The following is a 20,662-nucleotide window of genomic DNA, read 5'->3' as shown; positions in this document are numbered from 1 at the left end:
TTTACAATAAATACGAATGTGAACCATTGGCGGGATAAAAGAAAGATATGATAAAATGGCTAAGAGATTCAAGGCATTATCGGTCAACCAAAGCCTTGTTAACCACATTATTCGAGGAGGTTGGATATGAATCAAAAAGTAAAAATTGCTAATACCGATTTAGTCGTAAATCCGATTGGGTTAGGGACAAATGCGGTTGGTGGACATAATCTGTATCCTAATTTGGATGACCAACAAGGAATGGATATGGTACGCGACGCGATAAATCATGGTGTCGACTTTTTAGACACTGCTTTTATCTACGGTCCGCGTTATTCAGAAGAGTTGGTTGGAAAAGTGGTCAAGGGCATGGGTAAACGCCACGATGTCGTGATTGCTACCAAGGCAGCGCATGTCTTCGACAATGGCGAAGTGAAAATGAATAATTCTCCTGCTTTTTTGAAGCAGTCGGTAGATGACGCTTTACAGCGATTACAAACCGACTATATAGATCTGTTTTATATACATTCTCCAGATGAACATACTCCTAAAGATGAAGCAGTTGGTGCATTAAAAGAACTAAAAGACGCCGGCAAAATTCGTGCGATCGGGGTTTCCAATTTTTCAATCGATCAATTGAAAGAAGCAAATAAAGATGGATATGTGGATGTGTACCAAGGTTTATACAATCTCATTCAACGAGAAGCGGAACAAGCATTTTTTGATTACACAAAGAAGCAACAGATTTCTTTTGTGCCTTTCTTTCCACTTGTTTCCGGATTGCTAGCAGGAAAATATGACGTAAGCACTACCTTCCCAGAAGGAGACTTACGTAATAATCAAGCGCATTTTCAAGGACAAGCATTCCGGGACAATCTGGCCAAAGTGGAACAGCTTCGAGAAATTGCCAATCAAAAACAGATCCAAGTTGCCCATTTAGTATTAGCTTGGTACCTCGCTCATGATGCCATTGATGTGATCATTCCAGGTGCCAAAAACGGGGCACAGGTGCAAAGCAACTTACACACGTTGGATGTTTCGATCTCTGATGTCCAATTTAATAAGATTAGTCATATCTTTTCTTAACGTTGAAAGCAACATCGCCCCTGTTTTGTCATCCAAACAGGGGCGATAAATTATAATAGCAATGAACGCCTTTTTTTCTCCACATAATAAACCATCTCTTTAAATCCGATATCCCGCAAGGTTTGCTGCACTTCTTCGAAATCATCACCAATCCGCTCAGGCACATGGGCATCGGAACCGAAGGAGATATCCACCCCATAATAGCAAGCTCGTTCTAAGATTTCATGAGACGGATACCAGCCGCCACAATCCTTTGTTTTCCCTGACGTATTCACTTCTATCGCCACGCCTTCTTGGGCAATTACTTGAAGTGTCTCGTCGATAATCGGTGTCTCAATGTTAGAAAAATCGGGATAAAAACCTTTCATGGCATCGATATGACCTAAGATTTGAAAGAGGCCACTTTTGGCTGATTGCTGAATCAACTGATAATACCGTTCTTTTTCTTGCACACGCTCGTCTTCATTTAAGCCATCCCAACGCCCTTTTTCAAAAATATTCACATCATTAACAAAGTGAACCGAACCAATCACATAGTCAAACGGGTATTGCTTGTACTGCCGGCGATATACCTCTTCATGTGCCGGAAAGTAATCACTCTCCATGCCTAGTAGTACATCGATTTTCCCTTGGTATTTTTTCTTAAGCTCCAGCACTTCCTGTACATAGTTAGGAAACTCGCTTTTGGCCATCGCAATATCAGGACGCAGCTGATCTTCCTCGCTGTAGAAAAACGGCGAGTGATCAGCAATCCCAATATACTGTAAGCCACGTTGTATAGCCGCCTGTATGTAATCCTCTATCTGTCCTTCTGCGTGACCACAGCGGTAATGGTGATTATGTAAATCAAATGTCATCTGAGCACCTCCCTCTCTTTATCTACTAGTTTAAGCCAAAGCAAACAGAACGGCAACTCATTCATTTTAATTGTTAACCCAAAATAAAAATAAGTTGACAATTAAAAAAACTTGTCTTATTCTATGGAAGAGGAGGTTACCTATCTATGAAAAAACAATTAACAGCACTCGATCTTTCCATTGGTGCGATCTTTGTCGCTTTAATGGCTATCGGCGCAAATATTACTTCTATTGCACCATTTATGGTGATCGGCGGTGTACCGATCACCTTGCAAACATTCTTTGCCATTCTAGCAGGTTTAATATTGGGAAGTCGCTTAGGGATGTTCACTATGCTTGTATACATGCTGCTTGGATTGGTCGGGGCACCGATTTTTGCACAGTTTGGTGGTGGACCATCATCTATATTGATGCCCACGTTTGGCTTTATTGTATCTTATCCTATCCTTGCCTTTATTATTGGACGAATAAGCGAGCGGAAACGTACGCTGCCAACCTATATAACAATGGCATTGCTGGGCTTAGCCCTTAACTTTCTGATTGGCGCCAACTGGATGTACCTTGCCTATCAGGTCTGGTTTGAAGCACCATCTGGTTTCACGTATGCCTTAGTATGGTACTGGTTAGCACTTCCACTCGTCAAGGATATCGTGCTAGCAGTTATTGCCGGGGTGTTTGCCTACCGTCTCGAGAAAAATTTTCTCTCCAAGCGCGCCTTTCGCACACAGAGGCAAGTTGGAAGTATGTAAAAGCAGCCAGGGCTTATCCCTGACTGCCTTTTCTTACTTAATGATCGTGTTAATCCGAATAAATTCTGGATTAGCTCCTAACACTAATAAAAATAGTTGAGAATAGGAAGTAGCTTCACTATCCTTCATCAAACGTAACAGCTGCTCTATATCTTCATCTGTCCGAAGTTTCTCAACCTCCGTTTGATAAAGCTGCAAGACAGATTCTCGAATAAAGGCAGGCTGTGGTGTATCTACATATCCATTTTCCACTAATTCGCCTAGATATTTATAGGGAATCTGTAATTGCCGCGTCAAGCTCACTACATGTTTTAATTTCTCATAAAGCGCTGGATGGTTGCGACCTAACTCGTTCAATTCTTCCTTCAAATCATATAAATTAGTTAAATTCGCTAACATAAATGGCCCTTCTTTCCCATGGTTTTTCTAACCCAATGATTTTGGTTAATTCCTTACTATGCTCTCTTCTCTTCCGGCGCATATTGGCCCGCTTCTCACCAGATTCATATAAAAATTTTTCCTCTTCTGTTTCAGGAATAATCCCTGGCACTTGGACCGCTTTTTTATTTTCATCTAAAGCGACAAATGTGAGAAAAGCGGTAGCTGCAATTTTTCGTTCTCCTGTCATCATATCCTCGGCAATCACCTTACAGAAAATCTCCATCGATGTATTCCCTGTATACGTGACAAACGATTCAATACATAGTGAGTCTGACTGGCGAATCGGATAAAGAAAATCGATCGAATCCGTAGAAGCCGTCACACATTCCTTGATTCTGGCATGCCTTCGAGCTGAAATCGTGGCATTATTATCCAGTTTTTTCATTAATACCCCGCCAAACAAGGTATTATAATTATTTAAATCGTTGACTAGTACCTGATCTGTACTAACAACCCTACTATCGTTTGGATGTTTAAAACTTTTCATATCACATCTGTTCCTTTCCTGTTCCTAATGTTTTTCCCAGATGTCTATGATAAATCGAATGTAAGCTAAATAAAAATAGTTATTTCACATGATACCTATAGATGAAATCTATGAGAACGCCATCATTCTCCCTTTATTCCTTGTTCAAAGATTAATTTCTCTTTAGTGAATTTCAGCCATTCTTTGGTAACAAAGGTCGTATAACTGTTCTTTTTCCAAATAATCGCCAGCTGCCACGATATCGATGGATGCTCGATCGCGATACTTTCCACATCTTCTTTTAACATCGCAATAATACTTGTAGGTAGGATGCTTATCCCCAAATTGGCGACAATCATCTGCTCGATAAAACTCCATTGTGAGCTTTCTCCACTTATTTGTGGATTGAAACCGGCTATTTTACACGATTCAATAATCCGATCGTTCAAGACAAAATCTTCGTTAAATAATAGGAATGGTTCCTCTTTTAATTCAGCCAAATCTACCCGTTCCCTGCCAGATAGGGCATGCCCTTTGGGGACCACTAATTTCAGCTGCTCCTCTAAGATAAAAAAGTGATGAAAACGTTCTGTCTCTGTCGGCAGTACCGTAATCCCGACATCCATTTCATCATTCTCGATACCTTCTTCAATTCGCTTACTTCCGTTCTCTACCAATTGGAAAGTGATATTCGGATAGCAATCATGAAATTCTCCTAGAATCTGCATAAAAAACGTCACATTCATGATTGGCGGTATCCCAATTTTGATATGTCCTCGTTTTACCCCTAATAGATTATCCATCTCCATTGGCAGATTTTTATAAAGACGTACGATTTCTTTTGCTTGATCGTAGAAAGCTCGTCCTGCATCTGTGAGTATCATGTTTCGTTTATGACGATCAAATAATTCCACCCCTAAGTCTGCTTCTAAATCACGCAGCAGCTTACTGATCGTCGGCTGTGAAATATACAGATTCTCTGACGCCTTCGTCATACTTCCAGTTTTAACGATTTCCATAAAGTAGATCATATGTTTAATATCCATACATTTCACCTCTTGGTAAGTTGATAAGTGAACCTAGTTTATCACAAATAAGCGATGGTGCATAAAGCAATACGGTTAGATAAATAATCTACCTTTCTGCTTTCTACGGTATCCACTTTTTTCAAACAATGCTATAATAGGGTTAAATCAGTTGACGTTTCAGGGGGAATAATAGATGAGAGAGAGCCATAGAGGTAGCACCTTTCGATTAATGGATATTAGTAAACTGTCTGATATTAGCTTGTTCTTTGCTGTATTCATTTTTGTGATCCCGCTTATTTTGTTTTTCAGTCATTCCTTTCTGACATGGACTTTTACTGTGGTCCTTTTAAGTATCGCGTTATTTATTAATATTTGCCTGCTTGTCCAGGCGTTTCTTCATAAACGAGATAACCCGGCATTACATATTGCGTTTCTATGTTTCTTGCTGATTTGTTATCTAGTCACATTTATCTCCTTTTCTTTTGATAACCAGGATATGGTGATGACCTTGCAATCGTTTGCTATTTTTGCTTGGTTTTTTGCCTGCAGCAGTGTGCTCTTGCAGTTGATGAACATCTTGTTTATTTGGACATTGAAGCGAGTATTCCCTCAACATCTTCCTGCTAAACAAGAGATTCAGCTGCCAAGCTTGGCAAAATTATCTGCTTATATTGATCTGCCAACACAGAAAATGTATCATTCACTTTGCCTGTTAGAATACTTTTTAAGCGCTGTATTTCTCATCTTTTTTGCCTTCTTCCTGCAGAAGATCTCTGGACTCTTTGGCACCTTTTTACATCCGGTTGTGCTGAACTGGATCCAGGAAAACAGTAGCTTCTTTGCCTTTTTCAATCTGCTCAGTTTACTGGCTTTGATCGTTACCATTCAGACCTTGACCTACAGGCAGAAGCATAGAATTACCGCCACCGCCTTTCAACGTATGAAGGAAGATTTTGATGGTAGAATATAAATAAGTAAAAAGCTTACACGTTTTATTTCGTGTAAGCTTTTTCGTTCATTCACAACCAATCCCATCACCATCGCGATCCAAATGTGGTGCGTAGCCAGGCTCACCTTCTTTTACCGGAGCAGCACCAGCCTCTCTTGCAGCGGTACAATTTTCGTAATATGCATCAGAAGGTGCTTCCGATATGATGTCACTATTAGATTCATTGGTTGAGCTATCTGCATTGACTGAAGTGGTTTCTATCTCCATATCATTCGTTTGCAATGAAGCTATCTCTGCTTCTTGTGTTTCAATGGTTGCGGTAAGATGATCTACTTCTGTATTTAAATCATCTATTTCTTCTTGATAATTCTTAGAGGCTTGCGATTGACTGAGTAATTCTTCCTCCTTTTCATCCAGTGCAGCTTGTATGTCCTCTCGTGCTTTTTGCAAATCTTCCATTTCTTTGACTAACCCTTCTTCTTGTTCCATTAGTTCAGCATTTTTTTCGGTTAAAGCTTCATTTTCACTTAGCAATCTTTCATTTTCTTTTGATAACTTGGTAGAATCGCCACTGATAGTAAAACCAAGGACGAACGCAATCACACACTTGCTAGTACAGTATAAAAAATTTTTTTATAACGTGCCTTTTTCTCTTTCTGTTCGTTCACATACGATAACGTCAAATAAATAAAAGAAGAAACAACGATTATAATTCCTAGAATGATCACGAAAACCCCTCCATGAAAAGACATTTTATATAAAAATTATATACTGTTTTCTACTTATCGACTATATCTTCGACAAAACCTTTCAAAATAAGCTATTATTCTCTTATACATTTAATCGAATGGAAGTAAATTATTGACAGAGAGGATAGTTTGATCTTCAGACATCTTGAAATAAGAGTCTTTTAAACGGTTCGTATATAATGGAAAAACCCAATCCACTAATTAGATTGGGTTCCCTCGTTTTTTAGAAAAACTTAGCTTTTCCCTTGTTTCAAATGATAGGACTAATATTGCATTTAGAATGGCATAAATCTTATTTATCTAGGATTCCGACACATTCCTGGAATCAAAAACAGGTCAATGAATAACCAGATAAATAGAATCGTTAATGGGATCCAGCCAATCAATATCCAAGTAGTAGCCCAGCCGACCACACCTAAGATCAATTGTGCAATGGCTCCTCCCGTATATCCTGTGTAAAATCGATGTACCCCTAGCTGCCCCAGGAATAACCATAAAATATAAGCTAATAACATACTTCTTTGTGCCAAGTGACTTTACCTCCTTCGTTTTTACCTATAAGAATTATAAAGGTCACTCTAGCTTAACGCAACAATAAACAAACATCATCAATTGACTATGACTATGACGGCCATTTTTTGTGCTTTCCTCCGATTTGTGGACGTCATTTTCGAGATGACGGCCATTATTTCGATTTTCGCCCGTCAAATGGCCGTCATTTCCGAGATGACGGTCATTATTTCGATTTTCGCCCGTCAAACGGCCGTCATTTCCAGGATGACGGCCATTATTTCGGGTTTCGCACGTCAAATGGCCGTCATTTCCGAGATGACGACCGTCTTCCCCTGATTCCAACCGTCATCGCACCATACCAGCACACAAACAAAAAAAATAGCCCTAACACTAGGACTATTCTGCAAGTGATTCTTCTGCTTTATCCATCCATTCTTTTCCTTCTAATCGTCTGGTGACTAGCATGCTCGAAACCGTATCACCTGTCACATTAACCATTGTTGCTGGTGGATCCACTACTACGCCAATCGCCGTAATGATGGGCAATGCTTCAATTGGGAAACCATATAGTGTAATAATCATCATTTCACCCATAAAACCACCACCAGGAATTCCACTCATTACAATACCAGATAAAAGACAAATACCGATAGCCGTTAAAAAGGTATCCATTCCCATAAAATCTTGATTAAAGACGCCAAAGATAAAGGCAATCTTCAACATGGCCGACAAGCAAGAGCCGTCCATATGTATCGTGGCACCTAATGGCATTACCGTTTCACGAATATCCTTTGGTACACCAATCTTCTCGGCTGCCTGCAAATTGGCCGGCAAAGCAGCCACACTGCTTCCAGTTCCTAATGAAGTAGCGGCGGGAGACAGAATATTCTTCCAAAAACGAGAAACTCCTGTTTTTCCACCTGCCAAAAAGGCATAAAGCGTAAATCCAATCAAAAAATATAAAACAGATACCGGATAATACATCATCACAGCCTTGGCGTAATCACCGATCAAATCGGCACCGAATTCACCAACCAACGCAGCAAAATAGGCTCCCAGACCAATCGGCGCATAGTACATGACCACCTGAATAATCTTCATAAATACTTCTGAACCACTCGTCAAGAAACGACTGAACGCCTTGCCTTTTTCTCCTGTTAAACCAGTAGCTACACCAACTAATACAGAGAAAATAATCAACGCCAGCATATTATCACGTGAAAATAAATCAACAAAATCCGGAACCGTAAACGTATTAACCAATTGTTCAGATAATGTCGTTTCTTCTACTTCTTCTGGCGTTTCTAAGGCAATATCCACCCCTGATCCCGGTTGAAAAATCACCGAGGCCACAAGCATAAAGACAGAAGAAATAATACCTGTCACTACAAAAACCGTCATCATCGTCCCCATAATTTTTCCAAGACGCTTCATGCTGTCCATACCTGCAATCGCTGAGGAAATCGTAAAAAAGACAAGTGGGATAACAATCATAAATAATAAATTAATAAATAGGTCGCCAAGCGGCTGTATTATCATGGCCTGTTCTCCGAAAACCAAGCCAATAATAGTTCCTAATAGAATCGAGCCTAACAAAATCAACGGAAATCGATAGGACTTGAATTTTTCTTTCATACCGTTGTCCTCTTTTCATCATAATCATCTTGTTACATTGTACACGAATCGACAAGAACATGAAAGACTCCATTTCCTTATTGACACTTTTTTCGAAAAAGAGTATTTTTTAGTTAAGCATATAGTATAAAAATGGATATAGCCATCCCATACTAAGAGACCCTACACTTCATGGAAGAAGGAATAGCCATGCGCAAGCTTAGAAATTCGTCACCACCTCAAATCATTATTGGAGCCTTTCTTTGTATGATGCTGATTGGCACACTACTATTAAAATTACCGATAGCTACCACTCATTCGGTTAGCTGGATTGATACGTGGTTTACCGTCACTTCTGCGTTAACAGTCACCGGTCTTACCGTTGTTGACACAGCTGGCACCTACACTATATTCGGAGAGATGGTGCTAGCAGGATTAATTCAACTTGGCGGCTTAGGTATTATGACCTTCGCGGTGGTTACCATCCTATTGTTAGGCAAAAGAATTGGTCTAAAAGAACGCTTGGTATTGCAGCATTCCCTAAACCAAGATGCTATGGGTGGGGTGATTCGATTAGCCAAACAACTACTCGTTTTTTCTCTTATTATTGAATTGATCGCCATGCTGGTCCTATCCATACGTTGGATACCTACGTTAGGTTGGGGCAAGGGGATCTATTACAGTTTCTTTCATTCGATATCTGCCTTTAATAATGCTGGGTTTGCTTTGTGGTCTGATAATTTAATGAATTACGAAGTGGATCCTCTCGTTAATATAGTAATTAGCCTGTTAATTATTACAGGTGGTCTTGGCTTCACCGTACTGATTGACCTTTTGGAAAACAGACGTTGGAAAAAATTATCCCTCCATTCCAAGCTAATGGTATTGGGTACTCTGATCACTAATATGGTCGCCATGCTACTTATTTTTTTATTTGAGTACAACAATCCAAACTCCTTGGCGATGCTGCATTCTTTTGGGGACAAGCTTTGGGCCTCTTACTTCCAAGCGATTACCGCTAGAACAGCAGGATTCAATACGATGGACATCGCCGGGCTGGAAGAACCCACGCTCTTCCTACTATTATTACTAATGTTTATTGGCGCAGGGAGTGCATCTACTGGAGGTGGGATTAAACTAACCACTTTTATCGTGATTAGCTTCGCTGTGATTACATTCCTCAAAGGAAAAGAGGAAATCGTAATTGGCAGGAGATCCATTAGCCAATTCGTGATTTTACGCTCGTTAGCCGTGACAATTATGGGTATTGCCTTGCTGACAATTGGTATTTTTTCTTTATTACTAACGGAGAATCAATCTTTTCTATCTCTGGTATTTGAAGTGATTTCTGCCTTCGGTACCGTGGGGTTATCTATGGGCATCACTGGTTCACTAACGCTTATTGGAAAAATAACCATTATCCTATTAATGGTATTCGGTAAAATAGGACCACTTACCCTCGCCTTTGCTATTGCCAAAAACACTCGAGCGAAGATACGTTATCCAAACGAAGAGATTCTAACGGGCTAGAGTCTCTTCTTCCTTCTACAAACAAAATCGTGATTGATAACCGTCATTTGCGGGTATAGCATAACATACTTTTTGAACCCCCCCCCTTTATTATCTAGGTAATTATGGTAACATCGTACACACCCCTCAAAAAAAGAAAAGAGGAGCTATTGTTATGGAAAAGAGAAAAACGCTACAGAAAACACTAAAGCCACATTGGGTCTGGGCGATCGCATTAGGCTCCGCTATCGGCTGGGGTGCCTTTGTTCAGCCGGTTAACTGGATGTCTACAGCTGGACCATTAGGGGTCATCCTCGGTTTCTTCATTGGTGCCTTATTAATGATTCTCATTGCCGTCAGCTACGGATTTTTAATTAAAAGTTTTCCGGTTTCTGGTGGGGAGTTTGCCTATGCTTACGTTAGCCTGGGTCGTACACACGCCTTCATTTCTGGCTGGTTCCTAACATTAGGGTACATATGTATTGTGGCATTGAATGCCTCCGCTTTTGCACTGATGATTAAATTTATTTTCCCTAGGGTAATTGAAAATATTCCCTTGTATCAAATCGCGGGGTGGGATATTTATTTAACGGAAATTATTGTCGCATCGATCCTATTAATTGTTTTTGGATTCTTTAACATTCGCGGGTCCAGCCTATCTGGCCGAATGCAGTTTATTTTCTGTATGGTAATGGTAGGTGCGATCCTCGTCTTAACCGTGTTAGTCGGTAGCCATGGTGGGGCGGGAATAGCGAATATAACCCCATTATTCCCAACAGATACCACGATGCTTGCCGCTATTCTTTCGATTGTAGCCATTGCACCTTGGGCTTATGTTGGATTTGATAATATTCCACAAACAGCAGAAGAATTTGATTTTCCGTCTAGGAAAGCCTTTAAGCTGATTGTATTTGCTATCTTAGCTGCTGCTACTTTATACAGCCTGATGATCCTCGCTACGTCTATGGTTCAGCCATGGGAAGGGGTCGTTAGTGCTAATCATATTTGGGGAACAGGCTTTGTCATCGAAGAACTACTAGGACCACTTGGCCTTGCTATTCTTGCGGTTGCCTTAACGATGGGAATCTTCACTGGTCTAAATGGCTTTATTATTTCATCCAGCCGTTTACTGTTTGCGATGTCACGTGCCAAGATCATCCCGAGCTTCTTTTCAAACCTTCACCCTAAGCATCATACGCCATACTGGGGCGTCATTTTTGCCGTCGTCATTGCCATGTTATCCCCTTGGTTTGGCCGGGAAGCCTTATTATGGGTGGTTGATATGTCATCGGTAGGTGTCACTATTGCCTATTTCTATACTTGTTATGCCACCTTTTCTTTATTCAAAATGAAAAAGGACGCCGGTTTTAATGAAAAAAGACATATAGAAGCACCAGGAAAGAAAATCGTCGCCATCCTTGGTATGATTGCAAGTGTTATTTTTCTTATATTACTACTATTCCCTGGATCACCTGCTTTCCTAGGTATTGAATCTCGAATCGCGCTTGGGGCTTGGATTGTGTTAGGGATTATCTTTTATTTGATTAAACGTAAAGACTTTAAGGATATCCCAAGAAAGGAATTGAACTATTATATTTTGGGGAGTAAGGAAGTAGAGTTGGGACAGACGGAAGATTAGTAAAGTAAGTTTCTCGGAAGCGGGTGAGCTAGGAGCCTCCCGCTTCTTTTTATAAAGCATTTACATTTTGGCTAACAATTATAAAAACGATGTCCGTTTACCGAACTATTTTGTATTGTCAAAGTATGACATGAAATCACTCGGTAAAAATTCCGTATACTTTTTAAATACATCTATAAAATAACGATAATTACTAAAACCAACTTCAGTCGCAATCATCGTAATTTTATCATCTCCCGTTTTAATACGTTCGATTGCCTTCTGAATACGATACCGATTCAAAAACTCATTAAAAGTATAACTTGTACCCTCTTTAAACTTTTTATTCAAATAAGTAGTTCCCATCCCTACCTCATCAACAAGATCATTGATACTTATTTTCTCATCGTAATACTCTTGAATATAAGTAACCATCTGTTGTACATGTTGTGATTGATCCTTCCATTCAGTCCAGATATCTACGTTTAACACGTTTTTTGTTTCGGGTGTTTTCATACTTTCCTCCATAATATGAAATTGCTTCTTATTGTCTACTTCTTTTTTAGCACGATTAATAGCTGCTTCTAATTCACGATGATCAACTGGTTTGAGCAAATACTCTCTGACACCGTATTGAATGGCCTTTTGTGCATAATTAAAATCATCATACCCTGAAAGAATAATCGTGCTAAATATATGGCTATCGTCACATTCTGCCAATAAATCAATTCCATTCTTCAATGGCATATTAACATCAAGTAATATGATATCAGGGTTTAATTCGACAATCTTTTGCAATCCTTCTTCTCCATTGGTCGCCTCACCAACTACTACACATTGGAGATTTGTCCAATCAAGGATATATCTAATACCTTCTCTAATAATGTCTTCATCTTCTACTACTAATAGTTTATACATGGAGTTCTCCCCCTTTAGAATATGGGATGGTTATCTGTACAGTTGTTCCTTCACCCAAAACACTATGGATGATAAGACCATAATCATTTCCATATTGAAGACGCACGCGCTGGTGTGTATTATATAATCCGATTCCTATTTGACTATTTCTGTCATTTTGAATCTTCCTTTGAATATCATTAAGCTTTTCAGGAGCAATTCCTCCTCCATCATCTTCCACAGTGAACACGATACATTCTCCTTTAACTACAGCCTTGATTAATATATTCAAATTAGTTTGCCTCTGATAACCATATTTAATTGCATTCTCTATAATCGGCTGTAGTAACAATTTAGGAACAAAAGCTCCTTGAATCTCCTCCGGTATATCTATTTCATAATGCAGACGATCACGAAACCTTAGTTGATGCAGTTTCAAATAGTCAATTGTATAATATAAATCTTGTTCCAGAACTACGTAATCGACGGTTTGATTAATACTATATCGTAGCAAGGAAGACAATGATAAGATAATATCTTGTGCTTTATCCACGTTACTAATCATGGTATAACGCAATGTTTCTAATACATTAAACAGAAAGTGCGGATTGAATTGACTTTGCAATATCTTCATTTCATTCACTTTTTTGATTTCTGACAGTTCTTGATTTCTTTTCACAAGAGCATTTAAGCTATCTAACATAATGTTATATTGATTCGCCAGTGTTTCAAATTCATCCCCGGTATCAATATCCACATAGGAGGTTAAATCACCCTTCTTTAATTGAGAAACGGCAACCAATAGTTTATCAATCGAGTCCACATTTTTACTCGACATCTTCTCTGCTAATATTCGAAGCAAGACAAATAAAAATAAACCTGTAATACCAATAAATAAAATATATAGGATCAGAACCACTCGGTCTGTTCCAGTATTGTTTAGGGTATAAATACGAAAAAGACCATCTTCCGTTTTTATTTGGTTCATATAATAATTTTCATTTTTTATTTGTGCTCTTGAGTTTGTTATTTTTTCTGGTTGAAATTTGTTCATCAATCCTTGAACAATTTCATTAGAAGTCACAACAATATGATTATACGTGTCAGTGACAACCACAATATCTGTCTTTTCGCCAAATATTAAACGTTGAAAATCTTCCTCATATAATTTATAAATTAAGTAACCTATTATTCGATTATTTTGTTTCACTGCTTTTCCTAAGGTTATAGAAGAGGTCTGTCCATGCGAAAAACTTGTTTTCTCTACTAAAGTTAGCAGTTTATTTGGTTCTTCACGCAAATGCGGAACGATTTGGTCCAAAATAGCATCGTTCACTTCTTCATTCGATTTATTGGTAGATGCCACAAATACATGTTGATTGTCCACCAAATAAAAACTACTTTTTACCTCCTGCTGGTTGTTGAAGTTATAGAATGCTTCGTATACAAGGTTAATATCGGAATGCGTTTGCAAACTTTCCATCACTACGGATGAAGAAATCATCCTTTCCATCTCTTCTTGGTAGGTTTTGTATACATTTTCTATCTTCTCACCGATGTGAACGCCTGATTGTTTAGCATCATATACAGCCTTTAGGTGAAAGATAACAATCGTGAATATTGTAAATAATACAATTAAAGCCAAAATAGGAATGACTGTATATTTTAGAAAAAGACTTTTCGTGGCATCCTTGAAACTTTTCTTTTTCAATATAGAGTCACTCCTTTGTTTATTTCTTATTTCTTTCGTCTTTATAAAGAAACTTCTTTCTTACCGGTTAATTTAAAGAAGATTAATAATGAAATAACCGTAATAGCAATTAATATTGTAGATAAAGCAGCAGCTACACCATAATTGCCACGAATCACCTCAGTGTATATTCCTATAGTCATTGTCTTTGTATTAACGGTATACAGTAAGATCGAGGTACTAAGCTCACTAATAATTGTAACCCAACTAAGAATGGCACCAGATATTACACCTGGTAACATCATTGGCAATGTGATTTTAAAAAATGTCTTTAAATTAGAAGCCCCAAGACTTGCCGCAGCTTCTTCTACGCTTGGATTGATCTGATGTATGATCGCTGCGCTAGAGCGAATTGTATATGGAAGCCTTCTGATTACAAAAGCAATGATAATAATCGTTGCCGTACCACTCAGAAGAAAAGGTTTGCTGTTAAAACCGAGCAACAATGCTACACCAAGGACAGAACCAGGTACTATATATGGTACCATTGAAATAATATCCAATCCATTGGTCACTGCACTACGACGTCGAACCGTCACATAGGCAATTAAGATAGCAATCAAAATGACAAAAAACAGTGCGACTAAACCTAATGTAAAAGTATGCACGATTGTATCGCCTGAACGCGTGAATGCTGTCTTAAAACTATCTAACGAATAACCTTTAACAAAGATCCTGCCCGATGTCTTTAAAAATGCAGTATATACAACGTACAGTTGCGGCAAGATGGCAAATGCTAAATAGCCATATACAAACAAATGAGCCAATACATTACGAATCCCCGTTTCTTTTTTTTCCTTAATGGGATGTAAAGCACTCATAGAGAAAGATTTCTTATTTGTAACGTATTTTTGTAACAAGAAAATGGTTAATGCTATCACAACAACAATAACACTAATTGCTGCGGCAAAACCAGAGTCACCACCCATTTCACTGGTGAATTCATTAAAAATCAATACAGGTAAAGTCTCAAATCCTTCTCCAATTAGCATCGGGGTTCCAAAGTCTGCCAAAGCACGCATGAAAACAAGTAAGGAACCAGCTAATATAGTAGGAATCATTAGTGGCATAATCACCTTCCATACCTTTTTCAAACCCGTATAACCCATACTTTCGGCAGCCTCTATCAATGAATTATCAATACTTTTAAACGCCCCCATCATAAACATATAGATCAACGGTGTTAATTGTAGCGTCAACACAATCAAAATCCCCGAGAAACCATAGATATCTGGCATAGTAATGTGGAATACATCACTTAAAAAATTGGTCACAACGCCATTTCTCCCCATCAGCAGAATCCATGCATAAGCACCAATAAAGGGAGGTGCCATGGAAGAAATAAGAATGAGTATTTGCAAAAATAGTTTCCCTTTAATTTTAAAATTCGTCATAATATAAGCTAACGGGGTTGCAATAACTAAAGAAGCTAATGTAACCGCAACAGTTACTTTCAGACTGTTGAACAAGGTGCTGTAATAATACTTCTTAGTGAAAAACTCCGTAAAATAGTCAAGCGAAAAACCTCCGTCTTTTACGATACTTTCTTTTAATAATGTAATCAATGGTAATACGAGTACTAAGGCATATAATAGAATAATAACTAATGTAATGAGACTCCATATATCTCTTTTGCTGGTCGTATTATTTTGCATAGGAATCCTCCTCCAGCACATTCCTCTCTGTTTCGTAATCGAATAGATTAATTTTTTCCTTATTCATTAATAGTTTTATCTTTGTACCAGGTTCAATCGGTTCGCCTAGAGTAGCCTCTTGTATTACCTCAACAAATTCATCATTATTTAGTTTGACCGTGTAATGAACATTTGTACCTAAAAAAACATTATGTTGAACTTCTCCTGCTATTCCTTCTTGTGTAGAGCTAATTGTGAACTCTTCTGGACGAATAGATATCTTTATTTTTTCCTTTTGAGGAATGTGATTCATTTCTAATTTATAGTCTTCTCCCATTATTAATACTTGTTTACCACCCTCTTGTTTTAGGGATCTTTCTAGGATATTAGTTCTTCCAATAAAACTCGCAACAAAAATATTGGATGGACGTTGATAGATTTCTCTTGGCGTACCTACTTGTTGAATGATGCCATTGTACATTACTGCAATTCGATCGGAAACTGCCATTGCTTCTTCCTGATCGTGCGTTACATAAACTGTCGTTATTCCTACTTTATGCTGAATTTCCTTAATAGCTTCTCGCATGTCTATGCGTAATTTGGCATCTAAATTAGAAAGTGGTTCATCCATAAGCAGCACATTTGGTTCCATTACGATAGCACGTGCCAAGGCTATTCTTTGCTGTTGACCTCCAGAGAGATTTTCTGGCATACTTTTTTTGAATTGACTTATTTGTACAACATCTAAAATTCGGTCCACTCGTTGCTCTATCTCTTCTTTCTCTATTTTCCTGTTTTTTAATCCAAATGCAACGTTATTTTTCACATTTAGATTTGGGAAAATAGCATAATTTTGAAATACCATGCCAATATTTCTATGTTGAGGAGTTATTCGGTTCATCACTCTATCATCAAAAGATATTTCACCACCTTCAATACTGTTAAAACCAGCTATCATCCTTAACAGAGTAGTCTTCCCACAACCTGATGGCCCAAGAAGGGTGAAAAACTCACCCTTCTTGATGTCCAGAGAAAGCCCCGAAATAACGGTCTTATCAGCATATTTTTTTATTATATCATTGAATTTGATGGTTACACTCACGGTCATTCTCCTTTGTTGTCTTTTTTGTGTATACGATTATTCTTGAGCACCAGTAAATACATCCTTATATTTATCAACAATTTCATTTCTGTTTTCTTCTACATATTCCTCATCTTCTTGAATCACATTAATTTCATCGAATGGCTTTTTGTAATCTGCTACCTCGACATCTTTTCCTAATGATCGAATGGTTAATTCTTGAGCAAAGGCATTTTGTGCTTTTTCTGATGTAATAAAATCAACAAAGGCCTTCGCATTATCCATATGTTTGGCATCCTTAATAATTTCCACACCTGCATCTAGGAATACAGCGCCTTCCTCCGGATAGATGACTTCAACAGGAGCACCATCTCGTACATAACTTAAAGCAGGATCTTCATAAGTAAGTCCGACGGTGTACTCTCCATCTGCCACTCCTTTATGCACAGCTCCTGATCCACTTGCGACCTTTCCATCCATGTTCCTTACTAGTTCTTCTACATAACTCCATCCTTCATCTGATGAATAATCTCCACCCATAGCCATTAGCATATTAGTAAGTTGAGCAAAGGCTGAACTCGAACTTGCAGGATCTGCTCCTGCTATTTTTCCTTTTAATTCTGGATTCAGCAAGTCTTCATATCCGTTAATTTCAATATCTCCTATCAAATCAGTATTGACGAGAATAACACTTCCATCCGCTCCATAAGGTGTCAAGAACCCATCAACATTCTGGTGGTCAGAAAGCATCTTATCGTTATTCGCTGAAGTGTACTCTTCAAATAGACCGGCTTGCCCTAACATCTGTGCTTTACTTCCACCAAACATAATGTCACCGTTAGGATTGCCTGCCTCTGTTTCAATTCGTTTCAGTAGTTCACCCGTACCTGCAGAAACAAGTTCCACCTCAATGTCTGTCTCTTGTTCAAACATCGGAATAATGGTATTAATAATGTCCTCACTATTTGGTGAATAAACGACTAATTTATTTTCATCCTCTTCCCCACTGTTACAAGCAGATAATACAATAAACAGCATCATTCCAAATAATAAATACGTTATTTTTTTCAATATTCTAACCTCCTAATTTGTGATTGATCTCAGTATAAACAGGTTTGACAACGGTTACAATGCTAAAAATAAACGACTTTGTCTAAAATCGGACGCAGCTAAAAGACAATCCACAAATCAATTTGAGATACTAAGTTACTATTTGGACTTTGCGTTAATTCGAAATAAGATTCTTTTATCTTGTAATAAAGAACTAGTATTTAGAGCAAAAATGAAAATTCTTATAGGTTTTAAATTTCATTTTATTAACCAAGCGTTTTATTATATAATAAATTAAAAACACAGCTTATAGAGAAAGTGAAGCAATGCTTATCGCTCTATTATTGATCTCCTTGGCATACGACAAAATCCAAATAAAGGATATTAGAAATCGATTTACTTTTATCATAAAAAATGATTCCTTTAGATTTATTCAAACACAAATCAAATCAAAGATATCAATTAATGTATGCAATACCCTTTTCCATCACCAAAGAAAACAAAATCAAGCATAGGTAGACCCCTCTTGTACCCATTGGTGAATCGGGATACTTCGCTAAACTGTTGATTGGACAGTTTTTGCTGCATAGGGTATTTCTCGTGATCATGTTATGTGCAACCTTGATTGTCAAACATGTTATTCCGAGTATCGTAATTGGCATCGTTCTAGGGTTAAATATGCTGGGAATGATGGCAAGTGCTCTAGAATCACTTATCGGTCATACAAACTTTTCATCTTACCTGCTAGTGAACACGATTACGCATGGCCATGATTTTAACCAATTAGAAGCAATTCTCCATGTTGCAAGCGAAGCCGTAGTAATCATCTTCTTATTGTTATTTTCTACCAATGCGATTATTTACAAAATGAAAGAAGAGTTGAAATAGGAGGTGCTGTCATATGATGATGATCCAAGCACTATTAAGGGGTGGTATACCCTTGCTAATTATGGGTGGTATTGCTTTCATTCTTTATACTCAAGGAAAAAACTCTGACGCAAAAGGTACACTGCTGGCTGCATTGATAGCATTCTTTGTTGCTGCAGCAAGTGTTATTTATCATATCGATCATTGGAGCTTATGGAAGCAATCACTTGTACACTTTTTCATCATGCTTATAACGGTCTACCCTATTCTTTTGCTAAGCGGTTGGTTTACCGTAGGTTCTGTCACAGATGCCTTAAAAATCCTGCTTATTTTTATGTTTATTGGTATATTGTTGTGGTCGTTATCCTTTTTGGCAGTGAAGATCTTTTCAAAATGAAGGAAGTAAAGAAGCAGCTCTTCATCACGAGCTGCTTCTTTACTTCCTGTTTCTCCTATTCAAGACAACTTTGATCTTATTAGACGATGTCGAAAGGGAATTACAGACATCTGATCTGGTTGCGCATGCTACAAAAATGGATTACACTATTCTTATCACTAATAAAGGGGAAATCGGGATGTCGAATATCGATAAAAAACATTTTTTATTTGAAAAAGCATTAGATTATACTAAGGTCGGCCTGATTATCACCGATCCATCATTAGATGATCATCCGATTATTTTTGTCAATAATGGTTTTACCGAAATGACTGGATACGAAGAAGAGGAAGTCATTGGACAAAACTGCCGCATCCTTCAAGGAGAGGAAACTGACCCTGACAACTTGTCCAAAATAAGACTAGCTATTAAACACAAAGAGTCTGTGACTGTACAATTATATAACTACAAAAAAGATGGAACGCCGTTTTGGAACGAACTTTCCATTGACCCCGTGTGGGTAGAAGAGGAAGGAAAATACTATTTTGTCGGGATACAACAGGATATGACAAATGAAAAAGAACAAGAGCGCTTATTAAAAGCAGCCCTGCAAGAAATGGACCAATTATCCACACCCATTGTTCCAGTAGCGGAGTCCATCGCCGTCCTTCCGCTGATTGGAACACTTCATGAAACAAGGATGGAGAAACTAACGGAAGCTATCTCCAACTACTTGATCAGCTCCAAGGATGATTATCTAATATTAGATTTATCTGGGCTATATGAAGTCGATACTTTTGTCGCCGCTTCGATTTTAAAACTCTATGATTTAACCGCTTTGATTGGAACACAACTCGTCTTAACCGGAATTCGGACAGAGCTCGCCATCAAAACAGTAGAAATCAGCGATAAATTACAATCGATGAGAACATATATGACCGTAAGAGATGCCATGTGCGCCTTGCAGCAAGAACAACAGAAGGTTTAAGGATGACATCTCGAAAATGACGGCCATTTGATGTGCGAAACTCGAAATAATGGGTGTCATCTCGGAAATGACAGCCATTTGATGTGCGAAAACTAAAATAATGGGCGTCATCTCGGAAATGACAGCCATTTGACGCACGAAAACTAAAATAATGGCCGTCATCTCGGAAATGACAGCCATTTGACGCGCGAAAACTAAAATAATGGCCGTCATCTCGGAAATGACAGCCGTTTGACGGGCGAATACTGAAATAATGGGCGTCATCTCGGAAATGACGGCCGTTTGACGGGCGAAAACTAAAATAATGGCCGTCATCTTGGAAATGACAGCCATTTGATGTGCGAATACTGAAATAATGGGCGTCATCTCGGAAATGACGGATTAAGCCCATATAATTGTGTAAAAAGGAAAAGGCCTCGTTCATTTCCTGTTATAATGTTTTTATCCCACTAAAAACTTAT

The 20,662-nt window shown here is 38.3% G+C and carries 22 protein-coding genes; 9 read left to right on the top strand and 13 right to left on the bottom strand.

Going from position 1 to position 20,662, the window contains the following annotated elements; translation table 11 throughout:
- The first annotated feature begins 126 nt into the window (after positions 1-126).
- Positions 127-1,065: an aldo/keto reductase gene (locus BN6556_RS11115; protein WP_066191095.1), complete on the top strand. Its 939-nt coding sequence runs from the start codon at positions 127-129 to the stop codon at positions 1,063-1,065.
- Positions 1,066-1,115: 50 nt separating this feature from the next.
- On the opposite strand, the gene BN6556_RS11110 is transcribed toward BN6556_RS11115, so the two are convergent.
- Positions 1,116-1,922: a histidinol-phosphatase gene (locus BN6556_RS11110; protein WP_066191090.1), complete on the bottom strand. Its 807-nt coding sequence runs from the start codon at positions 1,920-1,922 to the stop codon at positions 1,116-1,118.
- 146 nt (positions 1,923-2,068) lie between these two features.
- Here BN6556_RS11110 and BN6556_RS11105 point away from each other — a divergent pair, with 146 nt between their 5' ends.
- The gene (locus BN6556_RS11105) at positions 2,069-2,671 is read left to right on the top strand and encodes a biotin transporter BioY (protein WP_066191087.1); all 603 of its coding nucleotides are present in this window, start codon (positions 2,069-2,071) and stop codon (positions 2,669-2,671) included.
- 33 nt (positions 2,672-2,704) lie between these two features.
- Here the strand turns inward: BN6556_RS11105 and BN6556_RS11100 are convergent, their stop codons facing one another.
- The 3 genes from BN6556_RS11100 to cidR form a co-directional block, all read right to left on the bottom strand.
- A complete protein-coding gene (locus BN6556_RS11100; protein ID WP_066191085.1) occupies positions 2,705-3,070 on the bottom strand; it encodes a hypothetical protein in 366 nt (121 codons plus the stop codon).
- Positions 3,051-3,599, bottom strand: a complete 549-nt coding sequence (locus BN6556_RS11095) for an acyl-CoA thioesterase (protein ID WP_066191083.1) — start codon at positions 3,597-3,599, stop codon at positions 3,051-3,053. Before BN6556_RS11095 ends, BN6556_RS11100 begins: the two co-directional genes overlap by 20 nt.
- A 122-nt stretch (positions 3,600-3,721) precedes the next feature.
- Complete coding sequence (gene cidR / locus BN6556_RS11090; RefSeq protein WP_066191080.1) at positions 3,722-4,624, bottom strand: cidABC operon transcriptional activator CidR; 903 nt, start codon at positions 4,622-4,624, stop codon at positions 3,722-3,724.
- A gap of 175 nt (positions 4,625-4,799) precedes the next feature.
- Between cidR and BN6556_RS11085 the strand changes: the two genes are divergently transcribed.
- The gene (locus tag BN6556_RS11085; protein ID WP_066191078.1) at positions 4,800-5,576 is read left to right on the top strand and encodes a hypothetical protein; all 777 of its coding nucleotides are present in this window, start codon (positions 4,800-4,802) and stop codon (positions 5,574-5,576) included.
- 45 nt (positions 5,577-5,621) lie between these two features.
- Here BN6556_RS11085 and BN6556_RS11080 read toward each other — a convergent pair whose 3' ends face one another.
- Positions 5,622-6,158, bottom strand: a complete 537-nt coding sequence (locus BN6556_RS11080; RefSeq protein WP_066191076.1) for an excalibur calcium-binding domain-containing protein — start codon at positions 6,156-6,158, stop codon at positions 5,622-5,624.
- Between the two features lie 442 nt (positions 6,159-6,600).
- Complete coding sequence (locus BN6556_RS11075; protein ID WP_066191073.1) at positions 6,601-6,834, bottom strand: TM2 domain-containing protein; 234 nt, start codon at positions 6,832-6,834, stop codon at positions 6,601-6,603.
- A gap of 94 nt (positions 6,835-6,928) precedes the next feature.
- On the opposite strand from BN6556_RS11075, the gene BN6556_RS21920 reads away from it, so the two are divergent.
- Positions 6,929-7,153: a hypothetical protein gene (locus BN6556_RS21920; protein ID WP_148436742.1), complete on the top strand. Its 225-nt coding sequence runs from the start codon at positions 6,929-6,931 to the stop codon at positions 7,151-7,153.
- 60 nt (positions 7,154-7,213) lie between these two features.
- On the opposite strand, the gene BN6556_RS11070 is transcribed toward BN6556_RS21920, so the two are convergent.
- Positions 7,214-8,452 carry a dicarboxylate/amino acid:cation symporter gene (locus tag BN6556_RS11070; RefSeq protein WP_066191071.1) on the bottom strand — a complete coding sequence of 413 codons (1,239 nt, stop codon included), beginning with the start codon at positions 8,450-8,452 and terminating at the stop codon, positions 7,214-7,216.
- A 189-nt stretch (positions 8,453-8,641) separates the two neighbouring features.
- On the opposite strand from BN6556_RS11070, the gene BN6556_RS11065 reads away from it, so the two are divergent.
- A complete protein-coding gene (locus tag BN6556_RS11065) occupies positions 8,642-9,961 on the top strand; it encodes a TrkH family potassium uptake protein (RefSeq protein WP_066191329.1) in 1,320 nt (439 codons plus the stop codon).
- A 154-nt stretch (positions 9,962-10,115) separates the two neighbouring features.
- A complete protein-coding gene (locus BN6556_RS11060) occupies positions 10,116-11,579 on the top strand; it encodes an APC family permease (RefSeq protein ID WP_066191069.1) in 1,464 nt (487 codons plus the stop codon).
- Positions 11,580-11,684: 105 nt separating this feature from the next.
- On the opposite strand, the gene BN6556_RS11055 is transcribed toward BN6556_RS11060, so the two are convergent.
- The 5 genes from BN6556_RS11055 to BN6556_RS11035 are packed head-to-tail and all read right to left on the bottom strand — an operon-like array spanning position 11,685 to position 17,991.
- Complete coding sequence (locus BN6556_RS11055) at positions 11,685-12,476, bottom strand: response regulator transcription factor (RefSeq protein ID WP_066191067.1); 792 nt, start codon at positions 12,474-12,476, stop codon at positions 11,685-11,687.
- Positions 12,469-14,166 (bottom strand): sensor histidine kinase, encoded by a 1,698-nt coding sequence (locus BN6556_RS11050; RefSeq protein WP_078060050.1) that lies wholly within the window; start codon positions 14,164-14,166, stop codon positions 12,469-12,471. The genes BN6556_RS11055 and BN6556_RS11050 overlap by 8 nt, the downstream gene beginning before the upstream one ends.
- Positions 14,167-14,207: 41 nt before the next feature.
- Complete coding sequence (locus BN6556_RS11045) at positions 14,208-15,860, bottom strand: ABC transporter permease (RefSeq protein WP_066191059.1); 1,653 nt, start codon at positions 15,858-15,860, stop codon at positions 14,208-14,210.
- Positions 15,850-16,941 carry an ABC transporter ATP-binding protein gene (locus BN6556_RS11040; protein WP_066191055.1) on the bottom strand — a complete coding sequence of 364 codons (1,092 nt, stop codon included), beginning with the start codon at positions 16,939-16,941 and terminating at the stop codon, positions 15,850-15,852. Before BN6556_RS11040 ends, BN6556_RS11045 begins: the two co-directional genes overlap by 11 nt.
- Positions 16,942-16,977: 36 nt before the next feature.
- Positions 16,978-17,991 (bottom strand): ABC transporter substrate-binding protein, encoded by a 1,014-nt coding sequence (locus tag BN6556_RS11035; protein WP_066191053.1) that lies wholly within the window; start codon positions 17,989-17,991, stop codon positions 16,978-16,980.
- Positions 17,992-18,570: 579 nt separating this feature from the next.
- Here BN6556_RS11035 and BN6556_RS11030 point away from each other — a divergent pair.
- The 3 genes from BN6556_RS11030 to BN6556_RS11020 all read left to right on the top strand — a co-directional run bounded on the left by BN6556_RS11030 (position 18,571) and on the right by BN6556_RS11020 (position 20,201).
- A complete protein-coding gene (locus BN6556_RS11030) occupies positions 18,571-18,858 on the top strand; it encodes a hypothetical protein (RefSeq protein WP_066191049.1) in 288 nt (95 codons plus the stop codon).
- Positions 18,859-18,871: 13 nt separating this feature from the next.
- Entirely contained in the window at positions 18,872-19,234 is a 363-nt protein-coding gene (locus BN6556_RS11025) for a DUF3021 family protein (protein WP_066191044.1), read from the top strand.
- Between the two features lie 178 nt (positions 19,235-19,412).
- The gene (locus BN6556_RS11020) at positions 19,413-20,201 is read left to right on the top strand and encodes a PAS domain-containing protein (protein ID WP_066191039.1); all 789 of its coding nucleotides are present in this window, start codon (positions 19,413-19,415) and stop codon (positions 20,199-20,201) included.
- Here BN6556_RS11020 and BN6556_RS21915 read toward each other — a convergent pair.
- Entirely contained in the window at positions 20,127-20,534 is a 408-nt protein-coding gene (locus tag BN6556_RS21915) for a hypothetical protein (protein ID WP_148436740.1), read from the bottom strand. The genes BN6556_RS11020 and BN6556_RS21915 overlap by 75 nt on opposite strands.
- Positions 20,535-20,662: the final 128 nt, after the last annotated feature.

It is taken from the genome of Gracilibacillus timonensis (assembly GCF_900086715.1).
GTDB lineage: Bacteria > Bacillota > Bacilli > Bacillales > Amphibacillaceae > Gracilibacillus > Gracilibacillus timonensis.
This window is presented reverse-complemented; position numbering and strand designations above follow the sequence as displayed.

Bases quoted from the DNA above. Each gene is read 5' to 3' on its own strand.
- BN6556_RS11115 (WP_066191095.1), top strand. From the start codon at position 127: ATGAATCAAAAAGTAAAAATTGCTAATACCGATTTAGTCGTAAATCCG.
- BN6556_RS11110 (WP_066191090.1), bottom strand. From the start codon at position 1,922: ATGACATTTGATTTACATAATCACCATTACCGCTGTGGTCACGCAGAA.
- BN6556_RS11105 (WP_066191087.1), top strand. From the start codon at position 2,069: ATGAAAAAACAATTAACAGCACTCGATCTTTCCATTGGTGCGATCTTT.
- BN6556_RS11100 (WP_066191085.1), bottom strand. From the start codon at position 3,070: ATGTTAGCGAATTTAACTAATTTATATGATTTGAAGGAAGAATTGAAC.
- BN6556_RS11095 (WP_066191083.1), bottom strand. From the start codon at position 3,599: ATGAAAAGTTTTAAACATCCAAACGATAGTAGGGTTGTTAGTACAGAT.
- cidR (WP_066191080.1), bottom strand. From the start codon at position 4,624: ATGGATATTAAACATATGATCTACTTTATGGAAATCGTTAAAACTGGA.
- BN6556_RS11085 (WP_066191078.1), top strand. From the start codon at position 4,800: ATGAGAGAGAGCCATAGAGGTAGCACCTTTCGATTAATGGATATTAGT.
- BN6556_RS21920 (WP_148436742.1), top strand. From the start codon at position 6,929: ATGACGGCCATTTTTTGTGCTTTCCTCCGATTTGTGGACGTCATTTTC.
- BN6556_RS11070 (WP_066191071.1), bottom strand. From the start codon at position 8,452: ATGAAAGAAAAATTCAAGTCCTATCGATTTCCGTTGATTTTGTTAGGC.
- BN6556_RS11065 (WP_066191329.1), top strand. From the start codon at position 8,642: ATGCGCAAGCTTAGAAATTCGTCACCACCTCAAATCATTATTGGAGCC.
- BN6556_RS11060 (WP_066191069.1), top strand. From the start codon at position 10,116: ATGGAAAAGAGAAAAACGCTACAGAAAACACTAAAGCCACATTGGGTC.
- BN6556_RS11055 (WP_066191067.1), bottom strand. From the start codon at position 12,476: ATGTATAAACTATTAGTAGTAGAAGATGAAGACATTATTAGAGAAGGT.
- BN6556_RS11045 (WP_066191059.1), bottom strand. From the start codon at position 15,860: ATGCAAAATAATACGACCAGCAAAAGAGATATATGGAGTCTCATTACA.
- BN6556_RS11025 (WP_066191044.1), top strand. From the start codon at position 18,872: ATGATGATGATCCAAGCACTATTAAGGGGTGGTATACCCTTGCTAATT.
- BN6556_RS11020 (WP_066191039.1), top strand. From the start codon at position 19,413: ATGTCGAATATCGATAAAAAACATTTTTTATTTGAAAAAGCATTAGAT.
- BN6556_RS21915 (WP_148436740.1), bottom strand. From the start codon at position 20,534: ATGGCTGTCATTTCCAAGATGACGGCCATTATTTTAGTTTTCGCCCGT.